The organism is Tenacibaculum pelagium (assembly GCF_014062345.1).
Classification (GTDB): domain Bacteria; phylum Bacteroidota; class Bacteroidia; order Flavobacteriales; family Flavobacteriaceae; genus Polaribacter; species Polaribacter pelagius.
Window position 1 is genome coordinate 58,338 of record NZ_JACGLS010000005.1, and the last position, 22,601, is coordinate 80,938.

Genomic DNA, 22,601 nt, shown 5'->3' on the forward strand with positions numbered 1-22,601 from the left:
GTTTTATGGGGCTAGTTGTCGTGTTGAGGCTCGCTGCAAGTGTCAAATTGGTCAGGTGTTTTACCACAAAACCCACATGCTTCTCCGCTGTCATTCAATACTGGATTCTGACTTGCACAAGTACCTGCAAATTCACCATCTTTTTTAGCCCAAATTTTAATTGCAATTCCTGCAAAGGCTAAAGCTAATAATCCAATTGTAACAAAAACTAACTTCATTTTAATAAATTTTATGCTGCAAAGATACGAAGTTCCAAATTCATTAAAATAAAATATCATACATTTATAAGGGTGTGACTTTTATGAATATAAGTGTCATAATTAATAATCAATTAATTAAAACTTTATAAATATGAAAAAATATTTAGCGGAATTATTCGGAACATTTTGGCTAGTTTTTGGCGGTTGTGGTAGCGCAATTTTTGCAGCAGCTTTTCCAGATTTAGGAATTGGATTTATGGGGGTTGCCTTAGCTTTTGGTTTGGCAGTATTAACTATGGCATACGCCGTAGGACATATTTCTGGAGGGCATTTTAACCCAGCTGTATCATTAGGATTATGGGCTGGAGGAAAATTTTCAACAAAAGAAATTATTCCTTATATAATTTCTCAGTTAGTAGGTGCAATTTTAGCAGCATCAGCATTGTATATAATAGTTTCTGGTAAAGCTAGTTTCGAAACGATTGGAGGTTTTGCAGCTAATGGATATGGAGAATTATCACCAGGAGGGTATAGTTTGTCTTCAGCTTTTATAGCAGAGTTTTTACTAACAATGTTCTTTTTGTTAATTATTTTAGGAAGTACAAACGAGAGAGCTCCAAAAGGTTTCGCACCAATCGCTATTGGTTTGGGTTTAACATTAATTCATTTAATTAGTATTCCAATTACAAATACCTCAGTAAATCCGGCTCGTTCTATGAGTCAGGCATTATTTGCAGGAGGTGAGTATTTAACACAATCGTGGTTGTTTTGGGTTGCTCCTATAGCTGGAGCAGTTGTTGCAGGATTTATTCATAAAGCGTTATTTGACAAAGAATAAATTACGTCTTAGTATAAGAGGTTTAAAGCAGGTTCAGTAATAATTGAATCTGCTTTTTTATAAAAAAAAGTATACTATTTTTTAAACCTTTTTAATTTTCGCGGGTCTTAATAAAAACTCTTTTTTATGAGATCAACGAATATCCCCTTAATTTTATTAATTTCATTATTCTTTTTATCCTGTGGAAGTGATACTGCCGTAGTTGAAGAAGATTCAACACCAGTTCAAAATTCTAAGCCAAATATCTTATTAATAATTGCAGATGATATGGGGTTAGATGCTACTCCAGGCTTTAATGTAGGATCAATAAAACCAAATACTCCAAATCTTCAAAATATGATTAATAATGGAGTTCGTTTTACAAACTTATGGTCATATCCAACTTGTACACCCACAAGAGGAAGTATTTTAACAGGTAAATATGGTTTTCGAACTAATGTCATGAAAGTAGATGATGTTATGTCAACTTCAGAAACTTCGTTGCAAAAATATTTAGATGATAAAGGAGCAGGATATAGCAATGCAGTTATAGGAAAATGGCATTTATCTAGAGATGAAAATCACCCAACACAAATGGGAGTTGATTATTATGCTGGGTTATTGAGCGGAGGAGTTCAAGCGTACACCAATTGGAATTTTACTCAAAATGGAGCAACAACTTCTTCTAACGAATATACGACAACAAAATTTACCGATTTAGCAATAGATTGGGTAGCTCAACAAGATAAATCATGGTTTTTATGGTTGGCTTATAATGCGCCACATACCCCATTTCACTTGCCTCCAACAAATTTACATACTCAAGGAAGTTTACCAACAGATGATGCAAGTATTAATGCTAACCCTGTACCATATTATATGGCTATGATTGAGGCTATGGATACTGAAATAGGACGCTTGTTGAGCTCTATGACTCAAGAAGAAAAAGATAATACTATAATTATTTTTATTGGTGATAATGGTACTCCAAATCAGGTAGTTCAAGATTATAGAAGCAGGAGAGCAAAAGGAACAGTATATCAAGGAGGAGTTAATGTTCCTATGATTGTTTCAGGTAAAAATGTAGCACGCTCGAATCAAACCGATGATAGTTTATTAAATACGGTCGATTTATTTGCAACCATTGCTGATATTGCTGAAACGGGAACTAAACAACATCATGATAGTAATAGTTTTAAAGAATTATTTACAGCTACTTCGAATAGTAATAATAGGGATTTTGCCTATACTGAAATAGGAAAAGATATAGGAGATGATGATGTTACAATCAGAAATGAATCACATAAGTATATAAAATTTACTGACGGAAGCGAAGCGCTTTATAATTTAAATGATGATTTTTTTGAAGTAAACAATTTGTTAGATTCTACATTAAGTGCTGAAGATCAACAAGAATTAGATAATTTGAAACAAACCCTTAACGACTTAAAAAATTAATAAAGATGAAAAACTTAAAAATATCTATTTTATTATTTGGATTATTAGCTTTAGTTTACTCATGTGGATCAGATGATTCTGAAGAAATGAATAATGACGATGATGTAAGTGAAATAGTTTATGATATATCGCCAATATTATCAAAGTTTGACAATATTGATGCAATTACATATTCAGTGTCTGGAAATACTATTACGATTCAAACAACGAATTTACCTAACCATAAAAGTCCGTATTGGGGAGTAGGACATGCAATGTATGAAGCTTATAATGGTACAAATCCGAGTTGGAATCAAAACCAAAATTCTATAGGAGAGCAAAATATTACATTTCAAATACCTTTAAATCCTTTGGAAGCATCAAATAAAACTGCTACACCAATGGGACCAATAGGTGTATCAAGAAACGGAATTGTGTTTTTTAATCAATATGCTGCTGGTGGAGCTCCGTTAACAAATGAAATCAATTCATTTGACCAGTATTTAGGACACCCGGCAAACACACAGTATCATTATCATATCAAACCAAAATTTTTAACAGATACTTTTGGTGAAGATGCTTTTTTAGGGTTACTTTCTGATGGATTTCCAGTATATGGTCCTATGGAAAATGGACAAACTATTACGAATGACGATTTAGATGCATACCATGGTCATGTATCTCCAACAGCAGATTTTCCTAATGGAATTTACCATTATCACATAACAAATGAAGATCCATATTTAAATGGTAATGGGTTTTATGGTACAGCAGGAACAGTAACAAGGTAGTATTGAGAACAATTTATTATATTTTTATTTTATTCATTTTTATTTCTTGTAATACTCAAAAGCAAGAAGTAAGAATGAGTAATTTTATTAATGAAACTAAAATGCCTTTAAAAGAGAAAGATATAAAGGATTTAAATTTTAGTTTGGTTAATGGAGTTTTATTTTATGAAGACAAACCATACTCTGGGATTGTTAAAGAATTTTATTCTAATGGGGCGATTAAATCGAAATCAGAGTATTTAAATGGAAAAAGAGAAGGGTATTTTGATGGTTGGTATATCGAAGGAAATAAGCAATTTAAGAGAGCTTATAAAAACGGATTAAAAATTGGAAAACACATAGGATGGTACAAAAACAATCAAAAAATGTTTGAATTTCAGTTTAATGATTCTGGTGAGTATAATGGAAGTGTTAAAGAATGGTTCAGTAACGGACAGGAGTTTAAAAGCTTTAATTACCAAAATGGGAGAGAAGAAGGAAATCAAAAAATGTGGCAACCTAATGGGAAGGTAAGAGCTAATTATGTAACAAAAAACGGTCAACGTTTTGGATTAATTGGTTTAAAAAAATGTTATTCAGTAAATATTAAAAATGAAGAATTTAAGTAGAGTTTTAATTTGTTTTTTGTTTGTTGTTTCTTCTTGTAAAAAAGGAAAAAAGGTAGATGAGATAAATACGTTACCTTTTTTTAATTCAGCAATTTTCACACCCGAGTGGATTGAAAAAGATTCACCAGTCTATAAGGGTATACATACTATTGCTGATTTTAGTTTAGTTAATCAAGATGGTAAAGAAGTAACAAAAAGCACATACAACAATAAGATTTATATAGCAGATTTCTTTTTTACAACTTGTCCAGGAATTTGCCCAATTCTTGAAAAAAACATGAATAAAATTCAAGAAAAATATAGAGAAGATGATGATATAATGTTGTTGTCTCATACAGTAATGCCGGTAAAAGATTCTGTTTCTGTATTAAAACAATATGCAATTGACAATGGAATTGATTCTAAAAAGTGGAATCTAGTTACAGGCGATAAAAAACAAATCTATGATTTAGCGAGAAAATCATATTTTGCTGATGAAGACTTTATAAAAACTCAAGATGAAGATGCGTTTATTCATACAGAAAATTTTGTGCTAATAGATAAAAAAGGAAGGATACGAGGAGTTTATAACGGAACTTTAGCCTTGGATACCGAAAGGTTAATCCGTCATATTGAAATATTGAAAAGAGAAGGTTAGATTATTATATTTACTTCAATTTCTAACTCAATTGAGAATTTCTCTTTAATTGTTTTTTTAATGGTTTCTGCTAGCTCATAAATCTCTTTACCACTGGCATTTCCATAGTTTACCAAAACAAGAGCTTGTTTTTCGTGTACACCATATTCACCAAAACGTTTTCCTTTAAATCCGCTTTGTTCTATTAGCCAACCAGCAGGAACTTTGATTTCCGTTTCTGAAATTATATAGCTGGGGATGTTAGGGAATTCTTTTTGAAGTTTATCAAAATGAGTTTTAGAAATTACAGGGTTTTTAAAAAAACTACCACTGTTACCAATTTCTTTCGGGTCTGGTAATTTAGATTGACGAATAGCAATTACAGCGTCAGAAATATTTTTTAAAGTTGGATTTTCAATATTTTTTGAAGCTAGTTCATTTTCAATTGCCCCGTATGATGTATTAAGGTTATGCTCATTTTTCGTTAGTTGAAAACTAACAGAAGTAATGATGTATTTTCCTTTTGCTTTATTTTTAAAAATTGAGTTTCGATAGCCAAATTCACATTCTTTATTAGAAAACTCAATAAGTTTACCTGTTTCAATTTCAACAGCTTCTATTCGAGTAATAGTATCTTTAACTTCAACACCGTAAGCGCCAATATTCTGTATTGGACAGGTACCAACGTTTCCAGGAATTAAAGATAAGTTTTCAATTCCGCCATAATTTTGTGAAACACACCAAAGAACAAAATCATGCCAATTTTCACCAGCATTAACAGTTAAATAAATATCATTATGATTTTCTCTATCAATAGAAATTCCCTTTAAATCTATATGAACAACTAATTTTTCAATGTCTTTAGTTAATAACATATTACTACCACCACTAATTAAAAAAATGTCTTGTTCTTTTTTTAAAAGTTGTTGTAAATTGTAAAGTGAATCAATAGAAACAAAACGTTTGGCATTTACATCAATCCCAAACGTGTTGTATTCTTTTAAAGATATGTTTTCTTGAATATTCAATTAACTATTATATTTTTCTAAAGCAATTTTTAATATTTCTACACAACGTTTTAAATCTGTTTTGTTTAATACGTATGCAATACGAACTTGGTTTTTTCCTTCACCTTCAGTAGAGTAAAATCCGCCAGCAGGAGCAACCATTACAGTTTCGTTATTATGATTAAATTTTTCTAAAATCCACTGAGCAAAATCATCTGAGTTTTTAACAGGAAGTTCAGCGATACAATAAAAAGCACCTTTAGGGTTTGCTACTTTTACACCATCAATTTTTTGTAATTCAGCAATTAAAGTATCTCTTCTTTCTTGATATTCTTCAATAACTTCATCAAAATAACTTTGCGGAGTATCTAAAGCAGCTTCACTAGCCAACAAAGCATAAGTTGGTGGACTTAAACGTGCTTGAGCAAATTTAATAGCTGTATTAATAAAATCTTCATTTTTAGAAACGATACACCCAATTCTAGCACCGCACATACTGTAACGTTTAGAAACTGAATCAATCATAATTGCATTTTGCTCTAATCCACCAAGAGCCATTACCGAATTATGTTTTTCTCCATCGTAAGTAAACTCACGATATACTTCATCAGCAATTAAAAATAGATCATGCTTTAAAACAACTTGCTTTAATTTTTCAATTTCAGCTTCACTATATAAATACCCTGTTGGATTTCCAGGGTTACAAATTAAAATTGCTTTTGTTTTTGAAGTAATTAATTTTTCAAAATCTTCAATAGCAGGTAAGGCAAAGTTGTCTTCAATTTTTGAAATAACAGGAACAACTTTTACTCCTGATGCAGTTGAAAATCCATTGTAGTTAGCATAAAAAGGTTCTGGAATAATAATTTCATCACCAGGGTCTGTAATACTACCAATAGTGAATAATAAAGCTTCAGAACCACCAGTAGTAGCAATAATATTATTGGCAGCTACATGAATATCGTTTTTAGCATAATAATTTGCTAACTTAGTTCTGTATTCCTCAGAACCTTCAGAGCGGGCGTATGATAAAACCTGAATAGCATTATTTTTTACAGCGTCTAAAGCTATTTGAGGAGTTTTAATATCTGGTTGACCAATATTTAAATGAAAAACTTTTGTTCCGTTTTTTTTAGCAGCCTCAGCAAAAGGTACCAACTTTCTAATTGGCGATTGAGGCATTGAATTTCCTTTCTGAGAAATAGAAGGCATAGTGTGTAATTTATAGTTGTTTGATGTGCAAATTTGCAAAATTTATTCGATAAACATACATCTTAGATATAAAAAATAAAAGGTTAAAGATTTATTAAAAAAAATAAAAAATAGAAATAACTGCGTATATTGATATATAACTTAAAATCATTCCCTTTTGATAAGACAATTACTTAATATAGTTATATTCTTTTTTTGCCTTTCTTCTTTTTCACAAAAGAATTTTCAGTTTTTTGGAAGTAATAAAGATAAGCAAGAAATATCTTTTAAATTAATTAATAATTTAATTGTTATTCCTCTAGAAATAAACGGACATAAATTGTCTTTTATTTTAGATACAGGTGTAAATAAAACAATTTTATTCAATCTTACGAAAAATGATAGTATAGGTTTGAATAATGTAAAAAAGGTTTTTATAAGGGGGTTAGGTGATGGAGAACCTATAGAAGCATTACTTTCAAAAAAGAATAGGTTTAGAGTTAAAAATATATTTAGTCAAAATCAAGATTTGTATGTTATATTAAGAGATGCTTTTAATCTATCTGCTAAAATGGGTACTACGATTCATGGTATTATAGGTTATGATTTATTAAAAGATGTAATTGTTAGAATAAACTATAGTTCAAAACGAATTGTATTTTATAATCCCCAAAAGTATAAAGCATCAAAGTGTAGAAAATGCGTAACACTTCCTTTACAATTTTATAGAAACAAGCCATATATTGATGTTAAAGCTAGAATAGATACAGTTAATAGTATAGAAACTCCTGTAAAATTATTAATAGATACTGGTGGGAGTGATGCAATGTGGTTATTTGAAGATACTAAAGAGGTTATAAAAACACCTATAAAGCATTTTAAAGATATTTTAGGAGAAGGTATTAGTGGAACTATTTATGGAAATAGGAGTAAAATACCGAATGTTTCGTTAGGTAATTATATTATTGAAGAACCTACAGTATCATTTTTAGATTCTACTTCAACTTTTAATGCTCGTAAATTTAAAGAAAGAAATGGTAGTATTGGAGGTAATATTTTAAAACGATTTAAGGTTTTGATAGATTATCCTAATAAGAAGATAACTTTAAAGAAAAACGCATCTTTAAAAGAAGGTTTTTATTACAATATGAGTGGGTTAAATTTAGTTTATGATGGTCAAGAACTAGTTAGAGGAAATGCAACTACAAATTTTTTTGATGATAGTAATCAAAATAAAAATAATACAATCTCATTTGTTAATACTTATTATTATATTTTTAAGCCTAAATATAAAGTTGAGAATATAGTAACTGGATCACCTGCAGATAAAGCAGGAATGTTAAGAGGAGATTTTATAAAAAGTATAAATGGTAAGCCTGCTTATGAATATGATTTAAGTGAAATTATGAATCTATTTCAAACGAAACCTAATAGGAAAATTAGAATGAAAGTAAAAAGAGGAGTAACAGATTTGAAGTTCGAATTTAGATTAGAAAAAAGAATATAATAAAAAAAGCCACAAATTTAATTTGTGGCTTTTTTTATTATTTATATAGAATGATTATTCACTATCACTCATCATAGTTTTTTCTTTAACAGGAACTGCTTTTTTAGAAATAAATCCTTTTATTTTTAGCATAGTTCTAGATTTTTTAGCATTAGATATTACTGTAATTGCTTTAGAAAATCCTCCAGGTCTTTTCGTATCGTAAGAAACCTCTATTTGACCTTTTTGTCCAGGCATAATTGGCGCTTCTGGTTTCTTAGGTACAGTACATCCACATGTAGATTTGATATCTTTAATAATTAAAGGAGCATCACCCACATTTGTAAATTCAAAAGTACGTTTTCCTTCAGATCCTAAAGCTACTTTTCCGTAATCGATAGTTTCTGTTTCGAATTTAAATTCTTGAGCGCTTACTGTTAATGTAATAAAACAAACAGCGATAAATGATAAAATTGTTTTCATAATTGATAAAATTAATTTAGGGGTTTAATCCGATACAAATTTAGTATTATTTTTTTAGTACTAAAAAAACCAACATCTTATTTTCTGTACACCAGAGATAGTTGTATTTTTGCTTTTTCAATTTCAAAAATAATGCCAAAGTTAAATATTGTTAATACACTTAGGTTATAAAGATACATAAAGCATATGAATATTCCATCAAAATACGATTCTAAAGAAGTAGAGGGTAAATGGTACGACTACTGGATGAAACATAATTATTTTCATTCAGAAGTAGATGATCGTGAACCATATACAATTGTAATACCTCCTCCAAACGTTACAGGAGTATTACATATGGGGCATATGCTAAATAATACGATTCAAGATGTGTTGATTCGTCGTGCGCGTTTACAAGGTAAAAATGCTTGTTGGGTTCCTGGAACTGACCATGCATCTATTGCTACAGAAGCAAAGGTTGTTGCAAAACTAAAAGAGCAAGGAATTGATAAAAACGATTTAACTCGTGAAGAATTTTTAGCGCATGCTTGGGAATGGAAACATGAATATGGTGGAATTATTTTAGAACAATTAAAAAAGTTAGGAGCTTCATGTGATTGGGAGCGTACTGCTTTTACAATGGACCCTGCTTTATCGGAATCAGTAATAAAAGTTTTTGTTGATTTATATAATAAAGGATTAATTTATCGTGGTTACCGCATGGTAAACTGGGATCCTGAAGCAAAAACGACCCTTTCCGATGAAGAAGTTATTCATATTGAAAAACAAGGAAACCTTTATTATTTAGAATATCAAATTGAAGGGTCAGAAGATAAATTAACAATTGCAACTACTCGTCCAGAAACTATTTTTGGAGATACAGCAATTTGTATCAACCCAAATGATGAGCGTTTTACACATTTAAAAGGTAAAAAAGCAATTGTTCCGCTTTGTGGAAGAGTTATTCCTATTATTGAAGATGAATATGTTGATGTTGAATTCGGTACAGGATGTTTAAAAGTAACTCCTGCGCACGATGAAAACGATAAAGTTTTAGGAGACAAGCACAAGTTAGAAGTAATCGATATTTTTAACGACGATGCTTCTTTAAACTCTTTCGGATTACATCACGAAGGTAAAGATCGTTTTGTTGCACGTAAAGAAGTTATAAAAGAATTAGAAGAAAAAGGAATTTTAGTTAAAACTGAAGTTCATACAAATAAAGTAGGCACATCAGAAAGAACAAAAGCAGTTATTGAACCAAGATTGTCTGATCAATGGTTCTTAAAAATGGAAGATTTAGTTAAACCTGCAATCGAAGCAGTTTTAGGTGATGATACCGATATTACTTTATATCCAAAGAAATTTGAGAATACATACCGTCATTGGATGGAAAACATTCGTGATTGGAATATTTCTCGTCAATTATGGTGGGGACAACAAATTCCTGCGTATTTCTACGGAGATGGAAAAGAAGATTTTGTTGTAGCTGAGAGCAAAGAAGAAGCTTTAGCTTTAGCAAAAGAGAAGAATCCATCTATTACAATGGAAACTCTAAGACAAGACGAAGATGCTTTAGATACTTGGTTTTCTTCTTGGTTATGGCCAATGTCTGTTTTCGATGGAATTCGTAATCCAGAGAACGAAGAAATTAAATATTACTATCCAACAAACGATTTAGTAACAGGTCCAGATATTTTATTTTTCTGGGTTGCTCGTATGATTATTGCTGGGTATGAGTATAAAGATGAAAAGCCTTTTGAGAATGTTTACTTAACAGGATTAGTACGTGATAAGCAAAGACGTAAAATGTCTAAATCATTAGGGAATTCACCAGATGCTTTAAAATTAATCGAAGATTATGGAGCGGACGGAGTTCGTGTTGGACTGTTATTAAGTTCTGCTGCTGGTAATGATTTAATGTTCGATGAAGATTTATGTCAACAAGGAAAAGGTTTTGCAAACAAAATATGGAACGCTTTCCGTTTAGTAAAAGGTTGGGAAGTTGATGCTAGTTTAGAACAACCAGAATCGGCTAAAATCGGATTACAATGGTATGAGGCTAAGTTCCAAACTGTATTAGCTGAAATTGAAGATCATTTTTCTAAATATCGTTTATCTGATGCTTTAATGGCAATCTATAAATTAATTATGGATGATTTTTCTTCTTGGTTATTAGAAACGGTAAAGCCAGGATACCAACAACCAATCGATAAAAAAACGTTTGATGCTGTAATTTCAATTTTTGAAGATAATTTAAAAATATTACATCCGTTTATGCCTTTTCTATCAGAAGAAGTTTGGCAGCATATTACTGAGAGAACTCCGGAAGAAGCTTTAATTATAGCAAAATATCCAAAAGTTAAAAAGGTAGATACTGCGATTATCAATCAATTTGACTTTGCTACAAATGTAGTTTCAGGAATTAGAACAATTAGAAAGGATAAAAATATTTCATTTAAAGATGCAGTTGAGTTGTCAGTTGTAAATAATGAAAATTTCACTAAAGATTTTGATGTTGTTGTTAAGAAACTAACAAATGCATCAGTAATCAATTATGTTTTAGATAAAGTTGATGGCGCTTCATTTAGAGTGAAATCTAACGAATATTTTATCCCTGTAGCTGAAGAAAATATTGATATTGAAGCTGAGACGGAAAAATTAAATGCAGAATTAAAAAGAGCAGAAGGTTTCTTATTCGGAATTCAAAAGAAGTTATCTAATGAGCGTTTTGTAAGTAATGCGCCAGAGCAAGTAATTACTTTAGAGCGTAAAAAGGAATCAGATACTTTAGCGAAGATTGAAACTATAAAATCGAGTTTAGCTTCTTTAAAATAGAGTAAAATGAAATCTATAAAAAAACCACTGAAGTAATTCAGCGGTTTTTTTATGCTCTTCAAATAAGAATTAATTTCTATCAATTACATCTCCAGATCCAATAGAATTAGTGTCAATGTGTTTTGGATTTCCTTTGTAATAAACACTTCCAGAACCAACAACACTGGCTTTAATTTTTGTACTAACCGATGTTTGTACACTTCCAGAACCAGCAATACTAGCTTTTAACGAGTTCGCATCTAAATCGTACGCTTTAATACTTCCTGATCCAGCTAAAGAACATTTAAAATTATCCGTTTTTCCTTTTAATTTAATGTTCCCAGATCCACCGATAGAGGCTTTTACAGTATTCGCATCAATATTGGCAATAATATTACCCGAACCACCAATACTAAAAGCAGCACTGTCAGCTTTGATACGTTTTTTTACAGTAACATTTCCTGAACCACCTAAAGAAATAGCTTCGATTTCTTCAAAAGGAATTGTAACAGTTATTTTTCTTGTAGTACGAATATTAGTATTCTCTTTAAATTGAACTTTTAGTTTTCCATTTCTTACTTCAGTTTCTATATAAGTAATTAAATTTTCTTCACCTTCGATTGTAATTTTACCTTCTTTACCATCAATTAGATTTACATCGAAAGATCCGCCAACGCTTACCTTGTCGAAAGAATCAATAGATCTAGTTTTTGTAATCACATTTCCATTACCTTTTACTTTTTTCGAGCTCCACCAGCTTTGTGCGTTTATGGTAACTGAAAGTAAAACTACTATAGTTGTAATAAGTTGTTTTTTCATTTTTTTCTATTTTAGAGTTATAATTAGTTATATTTAAGCCTCCTTATGATTAAAAAGATTAATTTTTATAGTATAGCTTATTTTGTGGCTTGTTTAGTGTCTTTATTTTTTATTGACGTTAATGCTTCTATTACTGAAATGATAGTTAAAATATCTGCATTGATATTTTTATCATTTTTATATTTAAGTTCAACTAAAACAATAAATTATTTTTATTTATTCGTTTTAATGAATTCTATAGCGTCAGATACTTTTTTAATTTTTGATGATGATTTTTTAATGCTTGGAACAATATTGTTATTAGCTAATAGAATTTTATATATAATTATATCAAGAAGAGCTTTATCTGATATAAATCCTAAAAACTCATTATCTTATTTACTGCCTAGTTTACTCTTGTTTGTAATTATTTATGAGCTTTTAAAGCCTTATTTACAACAAATATCATTATCCTTTTTATTAATTGGTATTTCTTCTGCTATTGTAATTGGTTTATCTTTTATGAATTACATGAATAATATGAATGAAAAGAATAAACTTTTTTTCTTTGGAATGTTACTAATTGTTACAGCTGATGTTTTAATCGCTATTAATAAATTTTTAGATTATCATTTAGCTTACGTTATTATATATACATCGATGTATTATGTTGCTCGCTATTTCATTTGTCAATCTATGATTGAAGAAACTAATCGTTAACCTTAATAGATACACCTCCGTAATTTGATTTTATATTAATCGTTGAGTTTGATGATTTACCAAACATACCTTCATAATGTTTTTTTGATGTCTTTTTAATACTTTTAAACATTTCAACATTATCTTGAGGGTAATTAAATCCAGCATAACCTAAATCAACTACAAAGTTGAAATTATTGTCGCTGCTTGTTCCTAATTTAATTCCAGCATAACTACCATCAATAGTAATATTTTCAAAACCTTTAGCTATATTTTTAACTCTAATACCACCATAATCAGTATCAATTTTTAAGTTTTTTCTTAGAGTACCAATTTTAATACTTGCATAATCAGTACTTCCTGAAAGGTTAACGACATCGTTAGCAGATAAGCTGCCGTAATCGGTATTGAATTTTACGGTTTCAACTTTTCCAATCCTAACAGTAGAGTAATCTGCATTTACATTTAACGATTCAGATTCGTCAACTTTTAATTTAGAATAATCAATATTGATACTACCAGATTTCATGAATTTAATATCGGAATCACCACAGTAATCTAAATTTATACTGTTGGTATCATTTAGTAATTGATCTACTTCAATGTTACCATAATCGCAATTAAGATTCGCTTTTCCTTGTAGTTTATCAAGTTCTATATTACCATACTTGTTATTTAAATCTGCATTATTGGTGATAGGCATTTTTACAAAATAATTTATCTTGTAATTGGTGTTACTACTTCCCCACCAAGACCATTTCGATTTAGTACTTTCAATTTGAGTACGAGCTTCTACTAAACTATTCGAAGCTTCGAAAAGCACATCAATAGCTCTTAATTTTTTTTCTACATTATCTAAGTCATCTCCTTTAACGGTAATTTTAACTTTAATTTCAATACGGTTTTCGTTCCAAGTAGTTACTTGTACATTACCATATTTATTTTTAACATAAAGTGTGGCATTTTCATTTACTGAAAAAGACTTGTTAATGGTTTTAGTTTTTTCATGCTTTTTACCATCATTTGCTATTAAAATAGTAGGTGCAAGCAATAATATGAATAGTATTTTATATAATTTCATCATCTCTAAGTTCTAATTTTGCAGGGTTTTTTTGTTGTTCTAATTGTAATAAGAGTTTCTCTAAAACATTTAATCTTTCTTGGTAATTCGCAATCATTTGCTGAATTACTTGTCTTTTATTTTCGTTTTTAGATAACTCTGTTACTAAAGTTTTATATTGGTCTGTTAATTCTTCAATTTCATCTAAAGAATCTTCAATAACAGTTTCTGTTTCAATATTTCTATACTGTTCTATTTCTTTTAACTCTTGATTAATAGTTTTAACAAAGAAACTTTGTGCTTCAGCCATTTTAGGCGATACATCTGCTAAATCATAAGTTTGTTGTTGCTGATAATTACCTAAGTAAAACCCTAAAACTAAAATAACTGATGCAGCTATACTCATCCAAAAAAATGATGGACCACTTTTCTTTTTAGGTTGCTGAAGTTTTCTCTGAAAACGTTCGAGATGTCCCGAATGAGGTTCGAAAATATCGAAATCATTATCATCGAAAAACTGATGTAATTTATCCTCCATATACTTTTGTTTTATTAGTGTTAGCAAGTAAAACTTGCTTTAATTTCTTTTTTGCTCTCGATATTGTTGTTCTTACATTTTCGTTTGTATAGTTTAATATCTCAGCGATTTCTTCGTAATCATAACCTTCTATTAAGTTTAAAGTTAGTACAACACGATAATTGTCTTTTAAATTTTTAATATGGTTTAAAACTTCTTTTACATTAATAGAATCATAGTTAATTGAAGTTTCTTCTATTTCGTAATTAGGAATCACTTCTAGCTTAACTTCATCATAACGGTTATTCTTTTTTAATTGAGTTAAACTCTTATTAACAACTATTCTTTTTAACCAAGCTCCAAAAGCAACTTCTCCTTTAAAAGTATTTAATTTAGTAAAAGCCGTTAAAAAAGCTTCCTGAATTAAATCTTCAGCCTCAAATTCATCTTTCAAAATTCGATAAGCAGTATTATACATGGCTTTATAGTACCCCTTATACACCTGCATTTGTGCAGTGCTATCGTTTTTTTTACAGCGTTCGAGTAGTTGGTTGATATGTGTTGTTTTAGACTCCAAAGAAATCATTCTATACTAGAGACAATTCAATTTTTAAATTGTGACAGTTTATTTTTAATAAAAGTAAAATTTTATAATGAAATCCTGTTAAATTATAGGTAATATCTTGTTATTTAGTTAATTGAATTTTATATGTTTCATAACATATCGAGGTTTATAAAAATGAATCTAAATATGTATATTTGGCACAATGATTGACAGTGTTAAAATTATAGAATGCCCAAGAGATGCTATGCAAGGAATTAAAAGTCATTTTATTCCTACCGATGCAAAGGTTAAGTATATCAATTCACTGTTAAAAGTGGGATTTGATACAATTGATTTTGGAAGTTTTGTGTCGCCCAAAGCAATTCCTCAAATGAGAGATACCGCTGAGGTTTTATCAAAATTAGATTTGTCTACAACACAAAGTAAATTACTAGCTATTGTAGCAAATGTAAGAGGAGCTAATGACGCATCTGTGTTTGAAGAGATTGATTATTTAGGATACCCTTTTTCAATATCTGAAAATTTTCAAATGCGTAATACGCACAAAACAATAGAGCAATCTGTTGATACGTTAAAAGAAGTATTGGCTATTGCAAATAGAACCAATAAAGAAGTTGTAGCATATTTATCTATGGGCTTTGGAAATCCATATGGAGATCCATGGAGTGTGGAAATAGTAGGAGAGTGGACAGAGAAATTATCAAAATTAGGAGTTAAAATATTATCATTGTCAGATACCATTGGTAGTTCAACACCAAAAGATATCGATTATTTATATTCAAACTTAATTCCTAGTTACCCTGATATAGAATTTGGCGCTCATTTACATACAACTCCTACAAAATGGCACGAAAAAGTAGATAGTGCTTTTAAAGCTGGTTGCCGTCGTTTCGATGGAGCAATTAAAGGTTACGGAGGTTGCCCTATGGCAAAAGATGAGTTAACCGGTAATATGCCAACTGAAAAAATGTTATCATACTTTACTGCTGAAAAGGTTGATACAAATATTAAACCAATGAGTTTTGAAAGTGCATATAACAAAGCACTAGAAGTTTTTAGTATATAATGAAGTTAAAATTAATAACCCTTTTTTTTGTTTTTTCTACATTTTATCAATCTACAATTGATAAGAGGATAGGAGTATGGCAAATACAAAATGGCGAGTTAGTAAAGAACAGATCTAATAAAAATGATTTAGCAAATTATTACTGGAAAGAGTTTAATAGAATTTTCCCGCAAGAGCTAACCAAAAAGTACATTAAGCGTATCGTATTAATGACTGATGGTGTAGATGAAAAAACTGGAGCTTTAGTTTCTTTAAATTCTAGAAATGACAAATGGCAATTAGAAATTGATGTTCAAGATGTGAATCTTAAAACCAGAAATAGAAGAAGGTTGCACGAATCGGTTTATACTTTAGTGCATGAGTTTGGTCATTTATTAACTTTAAATAAAACGCAAATACGACCTACTAAAAAAGGGCTTCAGGATGAAGGAGAACTTTATTTAACTTTAGAAGGAGAAGCTTATAAAAAAAGCTATTTAAACAAGTTTGTGAATTTATTTTGGAAAGGAGCCTTATTAAATAGATGGGATGTTATTCAAAGAGAATATTGTTATACAGAAGCAAATTGTGTTGAAAAGTTACTTGACTTATATGATAACAATCGTTCTGAATTTCTTACTGATTATGCAGCTGAAAGTCCAGAGGAAGATATTGTTGAAAGCTGGACAGCTTTCGTATTAAGACCAAAAGTTAGAAATCCAAAAACGATTGCTCATAAAAAAATAAACTTCTTTTATCAATTTCCAGAGCTTGTTGCTTATCGAAAAATGATTCGACAGAATACTCGTAAATATCTGCATTAGAATTTGTAATTTTGGTTTAATTAATATTTTAAACCTTTCTTTAAAAAGTAGGCTTAATAAGTTTTACTACTATTAAATAAATGCTCAATGAAATACTGTAAATTTTTATTAATAGCTGTTCTTTCTATATTCATAGTTAGTTGTGGTTCACCAAAGAACATAAAAGATTCTTCACCTTTATCAGCTTATCAATTTAAAAAAGATACTGCAAAAACCTATTTCAATATACTTCAAATTAACGATGTGTATGAGATAGCCCCAATTCAAGGAGGGAAATTTGGTGGAATGGCAAGAGTAGAAACTGTTCGCCAAAACTTATTGAAAGAAGATAAGAACACTATGACAGTTTTAGCAGGTGACTTTTTAAATCCATCATTAATAGGAACCATGAAAGTTGACGGTTCTCGTGTGCGAGGTAAACAAATGGTAGAAGTGATGAATGCTATGGATTTTGATGTGGTAGCATTTGGGAACCATGAGTTTGATTTAAGCTATACTAGTTTACAAGATCGATTAAACGAAAGTAAATTCGATTGGATTTCAGCGAATACATTACATAATAAAGATGGTAAACATCACTATTTTCATAAAGTTGTAAATGGTAAAAAAGAAAATCTACAAGATTCATTTGTAAAAGAATTTATGAATTCTGATGGTTCAATATTAAAGGTAGGTTTTATAAGTGTATGTATTCCTTCTAACCCTAAAAGTTATGTGTATTATGGTGATATGTATGAAGAAATAAAAAGAGCCTATAATGAAATTAAAGATAAAGTTGATGTTGTTTTAGGATTAACACATTTATCTATAGCTCAAGATAAAAAGGTTGCAGAATTATTACCTAATGTACCTTTAATTATGGGAGGGCATGAACATACCAATAGTTATGATAAGGTTGGAGATGTTATAATAACTAAAGCTGATGCAAATGCTAAGACAGCTTATATTCATCGCTTTGAGTATGATCTTAACACTAAAAAAGTACAATTTAAATCTGAGTTAAAAGAGATAAACGATCAAATTCCTACAGATGAGAAAGTAGGGGCTGTTGTTAGTAAATGGCAAAAGATTTTAAAAGAGAAAATTCAAGATATTGTATCTAATCCATACGAAGTTATTTATAATGCTAAAATACCTTTAGACGCTAGAGAAACACCGATTAGAAGTGTGCAAACCAATATGGGAGATATTATAACCAAAGCTATGAGTTTTGCTTATGATGATAAGGTGGATTGCGCTTTAGTAAACGGTGGGTCAGTAAGAATAGATGATGAACTAGAAGGAGATATCAATGTAGTTGACATTTTTAGAGTATTACCATATGGAGGTTCAGTTTTAAAGGTAGACATAAAAGGAAGTCTTTTAAAACAAGTTCTAGATTACGGACAAAATGCTGCTGGAACCGGGGCTTATTTACAGCGTTTCAATGTGAAAAAGGAAGGAGATGAATGGATGATTCAAAATAATCCAATTCAAAATGATAAAATTTATAAGGTTGCTTTTTCTGATTATTTGTTAAGAGGATTAGACATACCAATACTATCTGATAAGAGCCCTGATGTGCTAAATGTATATAAACCAAAAGCAGATGAGCTTAGTTATGATATTAGAAAAGCGATTATCACTTATTTGAAAAATAAGTAAGTGATTGATTTTTAATTAAATGTTAAAATCTCCTTATTTTTATTTAAAATAAATCTTAATAAGTCTTGTTTAGATTGATTAACTGTTTTACATTTGCCACCGTAAAACAAATAGTTATTTAAAATTAATCTAAATAAAAATGAAAAAAGTATTTTTCGCATTATTAGCTGGGGCAAGTTTATTTGCGAATGCACAATCTGCACCTCAAGACAGTATTCCAACAAATCCACAGAATCAACAAAATGCAGCTCAACGTATTTTATCTGGTAACATTAATACTAAAGGTGTTACTGTTGGTGGTTATGGAGAAATTACATATAATAGAGCTACAGGTAAAAATGCAGAAATGGATGTACAGCGTTTAGTAATGCTGTTCGGTTACAAATTTAATGATGAGTTACAGTTTGTAACGGAAATCGAATTTGAACACGTAAAAGAAGTATTCGTAGAACAAGCATTTTTACAATATACAATTGCAGAAAATGTAAACTTACGAGGAGGTTTAATGTTAGTGCCAATGGGTATTGTAAATGAGTATCACGAACCAACTACATTTAACGGGGTTGAAAGACCAAGTATGGATGGTGCAATTATTCCAACTACATGGAGAGAGATTGGGGTAGGAGTTTCTGGTAAATTTGATGCTGCATCTTTACGTTATCAAGCATATATCTTTAATGGATTCCAATCAACTACTTCAGATGGAAATGGAAACATTACAGGTGGTAAATTAGGAGGAAGTAAAGGTTTAAGAGGAGGTCGCCAAAAAGGTGCTAAATCTAACTTTAACAATCCTAACTTCTCTGCGAAATTAGATTACTACGGATTACCAGGATTACGTTTAGGTTTATCTGGTTATTTCGGAAGAACTCAATCTCCAAACGATGTAGAAGATATAGCAGGAGCTGATGTAGGAATGTCTATGGTTGGATTTGATGCTCGTTATGCGTACCAACGTTTTACAGCTAGAGGACAATTTGTATATGCGAATTTAACAGATACTGAAGATTATAACTTAGCTACTGGTGGAGATTTAGGTAGTGCTTTACAAGGGTACTATTTAGAAGCAGCTTATAACTTATTACCACAACGTAAAAAACAACAATTATTTGGTTTTGTAAGATATGAAGATTATGATACTCAAGCTTCTATCGAAAATACAGCTTTAAGAAACTTAGCTTACGATCGTCAAGAATGGACATTAGGTTTAAGCTATAAGTTAGCTCCTGGAGCAGTTGTAAAAGCTGATTATCAATTTAAGAATAATGCAGCTGATATTGCAACAAAACAATTAAACTTAGGAATCGGAGTTTGGTTCTAATCATATAATTAGAAGTTTGTTATTTTTTGTAAAATCGAACCAAGTTTTTAAAATTTGGTTCGGTTTTTGTTTTTTATTTAGACTAATTCTAATATTTTTGCAATATGAAAATACGACAGTTTTTACCTTTTTTATTAATTATAGCTTCAATAGGATTTCTATCATTTAGTATTCCTAAAAACTTAAAGAAGAAAATAAATAAAGAGATTAAGAAAACATATGGTATTGAAAATTTTACGCTTACTAAAGTAATTGTTCCTGATTCTGTAAACATGCAGTTGAAAAGAAAAGTAGGTGAAGAAAATCTATTTTCAATTCAGTCGAATGATCAATCAATAGGCTATGTGTTTATTGATAAGGCTCCAAGTAAAACAGATGAGTTTGATTATTTAGTTTTATTAGATAAAGATTTAATTGTAGCAAAAACCAAAATATTGGTATATAGAGAAGATTATGGAGGCGAAATAGGAAGTAGACGCTGGTTAAAACAGTTTATAGGAAAAACATCAAAAGATAAATTGCAATACGAAAAAGATATTATAGCTATTTCAGGAGCAACAATATCTGCAAGTTCTATGACAATAGCTGTAAATAATTTTCTACAAGATTTAAATATTCTTCACCAAAATAAAGTGCTTTAAATGCAAATTCACGGAGCGATTCATCAATTTCCTAAAGAAATAAAGCTTTTAATACTGGCTTTTGTTTGTACATTAAGTATTGGTTTTTTTGGAGGGATATCATTTGTTAGAGATACCACAAACTCTAATCCTAAAGGAATAGAACAACGTTATTTAGGTAACGAGAATGATGAGGAAGCTACTACAATGAAGTTTAAAAAATCTTCAGGGGAAATAAAAACATTAGTACATAATCATATATTATCACTTTCTGTGATTTTCTTTTTATTGGCGATTATTTTAGCTACTACGAGTGTTAATGCTCAATTGAAACTATTTTTAATGATTGAACCTTTTGTGTCAATCATTTGTACTTTTGGTGGTATTTACTTAATGTGGACAGGTATTACTTGGATGAAATATGTTATAATGATTTCTGGTTTGTTCATGACATTATCTTTCACAGCTTCAGTTTTTTTTATTTTTAAAGGTGTATTGGCTAAAAATTAATAAGATAACATTTTATTAATATAGCTGTCTAAGCTGAATGTAGTATATTTGCATGCAATTAATACACAACACACTAAATTAATTGCACATGCAAGCTCATCAATCAAAATTTGTAGGAGAAGGTTTAACGTACGACGACGTTTTATTAGTACCAGCTTACTCTGAAGTACTTCCAAGAGAAGTTTCTATTCAAGCAAAATTCACAAAAAATATAACAATTAATGTTCCTATTGTATCTGCTGCAATGGATACTGTAACCGAATCTGCAATGGCTATTGCTATGGCAAGAGAAGGAGGAATCGGTGTTTTACATAAAAATATGACGATTGAGCAACAAGCTCAAGAAATACGTAAAGTAAAGCGTGCAGAAAGCGGGATGATTATCGATCCTGTTACTTTACCATTAACAGCAGTAGTTTTAGATGCTAAAATGTTAATGAAAGAACATAAAATTGGTGGAATACCTGTAGTAGATAATGAAGGAATTTTAAAAGGAATAGTTACCAATCGTGATTTACGTTTCGAACATAAAAATGATAGAGCTATTGTTGAGGTAATGACTAAAGAAAACTTAGTTACTGCTGCTGTAGGTACTTCATTAAAAGATGCCGAAGCTATATTACAAGAAAACAAAATTGAGAAGCTATTAATTGTTGATGATAACTATAAACTTTCAGGTTTAATTACATTTAGAGATATTACCAAGGTTACTCAAAAGCCAATAGCAAATAAAGATACTTACGGTCGTTTAAGAGTAGCTGCGGCCTTAGGAGTTACTCCAGATGCGGTTGATAGAGCAGAGGCTTTAGTAAAAGCAGGTGTTGATGCTGTGATTATCGATACAGCACATGGTCATACACAAGGTGTTGTTAAAGTTTTAAAAGAGGTTAAAGCGAAGTTTTCAGAGTTGGATGTTATTGTTGGTAACATAGCAACTCCAGAAGCAGCAAAATATTTAGTAGAAGCTGGAGCTGATGCTGTAAAAGTAGGAATTGGTCCTGGATCTATTTGTACAACCCGTGTAGTTGCTGGTGTAGGATTTCCACAATTTTCAGCAGTTTTAGAAGTTGCTGCAGCAATTAAAGGTAGCGGAGTTCCAGTAATTGCAGATGGAGGAATTCGTTATACAGGTGATATTCCTAAAGCAATCGCTGCAGGAGCAGATTGTGTAATGTTAGGGTCTTTATTAGCAGGTACCAAAGAATCTCCAGGAGAAACCATTATTTACGAAGGACGTAAGTTCAAGTCGTATAGAGGAATGGGTTCAGTAGAAGCAATGAAACAAGGTTCTAAAGATCGTTATTTCCAAGATGTAGAAGACGATATTAAGAAATTAGTACCAGAAGGTATTGTAGGTCGTGTACCTTATAAAGGAGAATTGTTTGAGAGCATTCATCAATTTATTGGAGGTTTACGTGCAGGTATGGGATACTGTGGTTCTAAAGATATTGAAACCTTAAAAAATACAGGTAAGTTTGTTCGTATTACAGCAAGTGGAATTAACGAAAGTCATCCGCATGATGTAGCAATTACAAAAGAAGCACCAAACTATAGTAGAAGATAATT

The 22,601-nt window shown here is 30.4% G+C and carries 23 protein-coding genes; 15 read left to right on the plus strand and 8 right to left on the minus strand.

What is annotated here, in order from left to right; all coding sequences use genetic code 11:
* Positions 1 to 11: 11 nt before the first annotated feature.
* Positions 12 to 218 carry a membrane or secreted protein gene (locus H3Z83_RS10750; protein WP_182125497.1) on the minus strand — a complete coding sequence of 69 codons (207 nt, stop codon included), beginning with the start codon at positions 216 to 218 and terminating at the stop codon, positions 12 to 14.
* Positions 219 to 351: 133 nt separating this feature from the next.
* Here H3Z83_RS10750 and aqpZ point away from each other — a divergent pair, with 133 nt between their 5' ends.
* The 5 genes from aqpZ to H3Z83_RS10775 all read left to right on the plus strand — a co-directional run bounded on the left by aqpZ (position 352) and on the right by H3Z83_RS10775 (position 4,490).
* A complete protein-coding gene (gene aqpZ, locus H3Z83_RS10755) occupies positions 352 to 1,038 on the plus strand; it encodes an aquaporin Z (protein ID WP_182125498.1) in 687 nt (228 codons plus the stop codon).
* Between the two features lie 126 nt (positions 1,039 to 1,164).
* Positions 1,165 to 2,475, plus strand: coding sequence for a sulfatase-like hydrolase/transferase (locus H3Z83_RS10760; RefSeq protein WP_182125499.1), 1,311 nt, complete (start codon positions 1,165 to 1,167; stop codon positions 2,473 to 2,475).
* Positions 2,476 to 2,480: 5 nt separating this feature from the next.
* Entirely contained in the window at positions 2,481 to 3,245 is a 765-nt protein-coding gene (locus H3Z83_RS10765) for a YHYH protein (protein WP_182125500.1), read from the plus strand.
* Positions 3,246 to 3,319: 74 nt separating this feature from the next.
* Complete coding sequence (locus H3Z83_RS10770; RefSeq protein WP_182125501.1) at positions 3,320 to 3,853, plus strand: toxin-antitoxin system YwqK family antitoxin; 534 nt, start codon at positions 3,320 to 3,322, stop codon at positions 3,851 to 3,853.
* Positions 3,837 to 4,490, plus strand: coding sequence for an SCO family protein (locus H3Z83_RS10775; protein WP_182125502.1), 654 nt, complete (start codon positions 3,837 to 3,839; stop codon positions 4,488 to 4,490). Before H3Z83_RS10770 ends, H3Z83_RS10775 begins: the two co-directional genes overlap by 17 nt.
* On the opposite strand, the gene murB is transcribed toward H3Z83_RS10775, so the two are convergent.
* Both murB and H3Z83_RS10785 read right to left on the minus strand, forming a co-directional pair.
* A complete protein-coding gene (gene murB, locus H3Z83_RS10780; RefSeq protein WP_182125503.1) occupies positions 4,487 to 5,497 on the minus strand; it encodes a UDP-N-acetylmuramate dehydrogenase in 1,011 nt (336 codons plus the stop codon). The genes H3Z83_RS10775 and murB overlap by 4 nt on opposite strands.
* A complete protein-coding gene (locus tag H3Z83_RS10785; protein ID WP_182125504.1) occupies positions 5,498 to 6,688 on the minus strand; it encodes a pyridoxal phosphate-dependent aminotransferase in 1,191 nt (396 codons plus the stop codon).
* Positions 6,689 to 6,845: 157 nt separating this feature from the next.
* On the opposite strand from H3Z83_RS10785, the gene H3Z83_RS10790 reads away from it, so the two are divergent.
* Complete coding sequence (locus H3Z83_RS10790) at positions 6,846 to 8,174, plus strand: aspartyl protease family protein (protein WP_182125505.1); 1,329 nt, start codon at positions 6,846 to 6,848, stop codon at positions 8,172 to 8,174.
* 54 nt (positions 8,175 to 8,228) lie between these two features.
* Here the strand turns inward: H3Z83_RS10790 and H3Z83_RS10795 are convergent, their stop codons facing one another.
* Positions 8,229 to 8,636, minus strand: a complete 408-nt coding sequence (locus H3Z83_RS10795) for a DUF1573 domain-containing protein (RefSeq protein ID WP_182125506.1) — start codon at positions 8,634 to 8,636, stop codon at positions 8,229 to 8,231.
* Between the two features lie 186 nt (positions 8,637 to 8,822).
* Between H3Z83_RS10795 and H3Z83_RS10800 the strand changes: the two genes are divergently transcribed.
* Positions 8,823 to 11,453 carry a valine--tRNA ligase gene (locus H3Z83_RS10800; RefSeq protein ID WP_182125507.1) on the plus strand — a complete coding sequence of 877 codons (2,631 nt, stop codon included), beginning with the start codon at positions 8,823 to 8,825 and terminating at the stop codon, positions 11,451 to 11,453.
* 69 nt (positions 11,454 to 11,522) lie between these two features.
* Here the strand turns inward: H3Z83_RS10800 and H3Z83_RS10805 are convergent, their stop codons facing one another.
* Positions 11,523 to 12,251, minus strand: a complete 729-nt coding sequence (locus H3Z83_RS10805) for a head GIN domain-containing protein (protein ID WP_182125508.1) — start codon at positions 12,249 to 12,251, stop codon at positions 11,523 to 11,525.
* A gap of 45 nt (positions 12,252 to 12,296) precedes the next feature.
* Here H3Z83_RS10805 and H3Z83_RS10810 point away from each other — a divergent pair, with 45 nt between their 5' ends.
* On the plus strand, positions 12,297 to 12,950 hold the full coding sequence (locus H3Z83_RS10810; protein ID WP_182125509.1) for a lysoplasmalogenase family protein: 654 nt from the start codon (positions 12,297 to 12,299) through the stop codon (positions 12,948 to 12,950).
* On the opposite strand, the gene H3Z83_RS10815 is transcribed toward H3Z83_RS10810, so the two are convergent.
* Genes H3Z83_RS10815 through H3Z83_RS10825 form a run of 3 tightly spaced genes read right to left on the minus strand, consistent with a single transcriptional unit; the run spans position 12,940 to position 15,092 of the window.
* Positions 12,940 to 14,013 carry a hypothetical protein gene (locus H3Z83_RS10815; RefSeq protein WP_182125510.1) on the minus strand — a complete coding sequence of 358 codons (1,074 nt, stop codon included), beginning with the start codon at positions 14,011 to 14,013 and terminating at the stop codon, positions 12,940 to 12,942. The two genes, H3Z83_RS10810 and H3Z83_RS10815, sit on opposite strands and share 11 nt — an antisense overlap.
* The gene (locus H3Z83_RS10820) at positions 13,997 to 14,527 is read right to left on the minus strand and encodes a hypothetical protein (RefSeq protein ID WP_182125511.1); all 531 of its coding nucleotides are present in this window, start codon (positions 14,525 to 14,527) and stop codon (positions 13,997 to 13,999) included. Before H3Z83_RS10820 ends, H3Z83_RS10815 begins: the two co-directional genes overlap by 17 nt.
* Positions 14,517 to 15,092 (minus strand): RNA polymerase sigma factor, encoded by a 576-nt coding sequence (locus tag H3Z83_RS10825; RefSeq protein ID WP_182125512.1) that lies wholly within the window; start codon positions 15,090 to 15,092, stop codon positions 14,517 to 14,519. Before H3Z83_RS10825 ends, H3Z83_RS10820 begins: the two co-directional genes overlap by 11 nt.
* Before the next feature lie 181 nt (positions 15,093 to 15,273).
* Here H3Z83_RS10825 and H3Z83_RS10830 point away from each other — a divergent pair, with 181 nt between their 5' ends.
* The 7 genes from H3Z83_RS10830 to guaB all read left to right on the plus strand — a co-directional run bounded on the left by H3Z83_RS10830 (position 15,274) and on the right by guaB (position 22,599).
* Positions 15,274 to 16,137 carry a hydroxymethylglutaryl-CoA lyase gene (locus H3Z83_RS10830; protein WP_182125513.1) on the plus strand — a complete coding sequence of 288 codons (864 nt, stop codon included), beginning with the start codon at positions 15,274 to 15,276 and terminating at the stop codon, positions 16,135 to 16,137.
* Complete coding sequence (locus H3Z83_RS10835; protein ID WP_182125514.1) at positions 16,137 to 16,940, plus strand: hypothetical protein; 804 nt, start codon at positions 16,137 to 16,139, stop codon at positions 16,938 to 16,940. Before H3Z83_RS10830 ends, H3Z83_RS10835 begins: the two co-directional genes overlap by 1 nt.
* Before the next feature lie 87 nt (positions 16,941 to 17,027).
* Positions 17,028 to 18,584: a bifunctional metallophosphatase/5'-nucleotidase gene (locus H3Z83_RS10840; protein ID WP_182125515.1), complete on the plus strand. Its 1,557-nt coding sequence runs from the start codon at positions 17,028 to 17,030 to the stop codon at positions 18,582 to 18,584.
* Between the two features lie 139 nt (positions 18,585 to 18,723).
* Positions 18,724 to 19,905 carry a porin gene (locus tag H3Z83_RS10845; RefSeq protein WP_182125516.1) on the plus strand — a complete coding sequence of 394 codons (1,182 nt, stop codon included), beginning with the start codon at positions 18,724 to 18,726 and terminating at the stop codon, positions 19,903 to 19,905.
* 104 nt (positions 19,906 to 20,009) lie between these two features.
* Positions 20,010 to 20,546, plus strand: coding sequence for an FMN-binding protein (locus tag H3Z83_RS10850; protein WP_182125517.1), 537 nt, complete (start codon positions 20,010 to 20,012; stop codon positions 20,544 to 20,546).
* Positions 20,547 to 21,035: a hypothetical protein gene (locus tag H3Z83_RS10855; RefSeq protein ID WP_182125518.1), complete on the plus strand. Its 489-nt coding sequence runs from the start codon at positions 20,547 to 20,549 to the stop codon at positions 21,033 to 21,035. It begins immediately after the preceding gene.
* An 88-nt stretch (positions 21,036 to 21,123) separates the two neighbouring features.
* Entirely contained in the window at positions 21,124 to 22,599 is a 1,476-nt protein-coding gene (guaB, locus tag H3Z83_RS10860) for an IMP dehydrogenase (RefSeq protein WP_182125519.1), read from the plus strand.
* Positions 22,600 to 22,601: the final 2 nt, after the last annotated feature.

Bases quoted from the DNA above. Each gene is read 5' to 3' on its own strand.
- H3Z83_RS10835 (WP_182125514.1), top strand. From the start codon at position 16,137: ATGAAGTTAAAATTAATAACCCTTTTTTTTGTTTTTTCTACATTTTAT.
- guaB (WP_182125519.1), top strand. From the start codon at position 21,124: ATGCAAGCTCATCAATCAAAATTTGTAGGAGAAGGTTTAACGTACGAC.
- H3Z83_RS10750 (WP_182125497.1), bottom strand. From the start codon at position 218: ATGAAGTTAGTTTTTGTTACAATTGGATTATTAGCTTTAGCCTTTGCA.
- H3Z83_RS10760 (WP_182125499.1), top strand. From the start codon at position 1,165: ATGAGATCAACGAATATCCCCTTAATTTTATTAATTTCATTATTCTTT.
- H3Z83_RS10765 (WP_182125500.1), top strand. From the start codon at position 2,481: ATGAAAAACTTAAAAATATCTATTTTATTATTTGGATTATTAGCTTTA.
- H3Z83_RS10845 (WP_182125516.1), top strand. From the start codon at position 18,724: ATGAAAAAAGTATTTTTCGCATTATTAGCTGGGGCAAGTTTATTTGCG.
- H3Z83_RS10800 (WP_182125507.1), top strand. From the start codon at position 8,823: ATGAATATTCCATCAAAATACGATTCTAAAGAAGTAGAGGGTAAATGG.
- H3Z83_RS10810 (WP_182125509.1), top strand. From the start codon at position 12,297: ATGATTAAAAAGATTAATTTTTATAGTATAGCTTATTTTGTGGCTTGT.
- H3Z83_RS10770 (WP_182125501.1), top strand. From the start codon at position 3,320: ATGAGTAATTTTATTAATGAAACTAAAATGCCTTTAAAAGAGAAAGAT.
- H3Z83_RS10815 (WP_182125510.1), bottom strand. From the start codon at position 14,013: ATGATGAAATTATATAAAATACTATTCATATTATTGCTTGCACCTACT.
- H3Z83_RS10795 (WP_182125506.1), bottom strand. From the start codon at position 8,636: ATGAAAACAATTTTATCATTTATCGCTGTTTGTTTTATTACATTAACA.
- H3Z83_RS10850 (WP_182125517.1), top strand. From the start codon at position 20,010: ATGAAAATACGACAGTTTTTACCTTTTTTATTAATTATAGCTTCAATA.
- H3Z83_RS10785 (WP_182125504.1), bottom strand. From the start codon at position 6,688: ATGCCTTCTATTTCTCAGAAAGGAAATTCAATGCCTCAATCGCCAATT.
- H3Z83_RS10820 (WP_182125511.1), bottom strand. From the start codon at position 14,527: ATGGAGGATAAATTACATCAGTTTTTCGATGATAATGATTTCGATATT.
- H3Z83_RS10805 (WP_182125508.1), bottom strand. From the start codon at position 12,251: ATGAAAAAACAACTTATTACAACTATAGTAGTTTTACTTTCAGTTACC.
- H3Z83_RS10840 (WP_182125515.1), top strand. From the start codon at position 17,028: ATGAAATACTGTAAATTTTTATTAATAGCTGTTCTTTCTATATTCATA.
- H3Z83_RS10855 (WP_182125518.1), top strand. From the start codon at position 20,547: ATGCAAATTCACGGAGCGATTCATCAATTTCCTAAAGAAATAAAGCTT.
- aqpZ (WP_182125498.1), top strand. From the start codon at position 352: ATGAAAAAATATTTAGCGGAATTATTCGGAACATTTTGGCTAGTTTTT.
- H3Z83_RS10825 (WP_182125512.1), bottom strand. From the start codon at position 15,092: ATGATTTCTTTGGAGTCTAAAACAACACATATCAACCAACTACTCGAA.
- H3Z83_RS10830 (WP_182125513.1), top strand. From the start codon at position 15,274: ATGATTGACAGTGTTAAAATTATAGAATGCCCAAGAGATGCTATGCAA.
- H3Z83_RS10775 (WP_182125502.1), top strand. From the start codon at position 3,837: ATGAAGAATTTAAGTAGAGTTTTAATTTGTTTTTTGTTTGTTGTTTCT.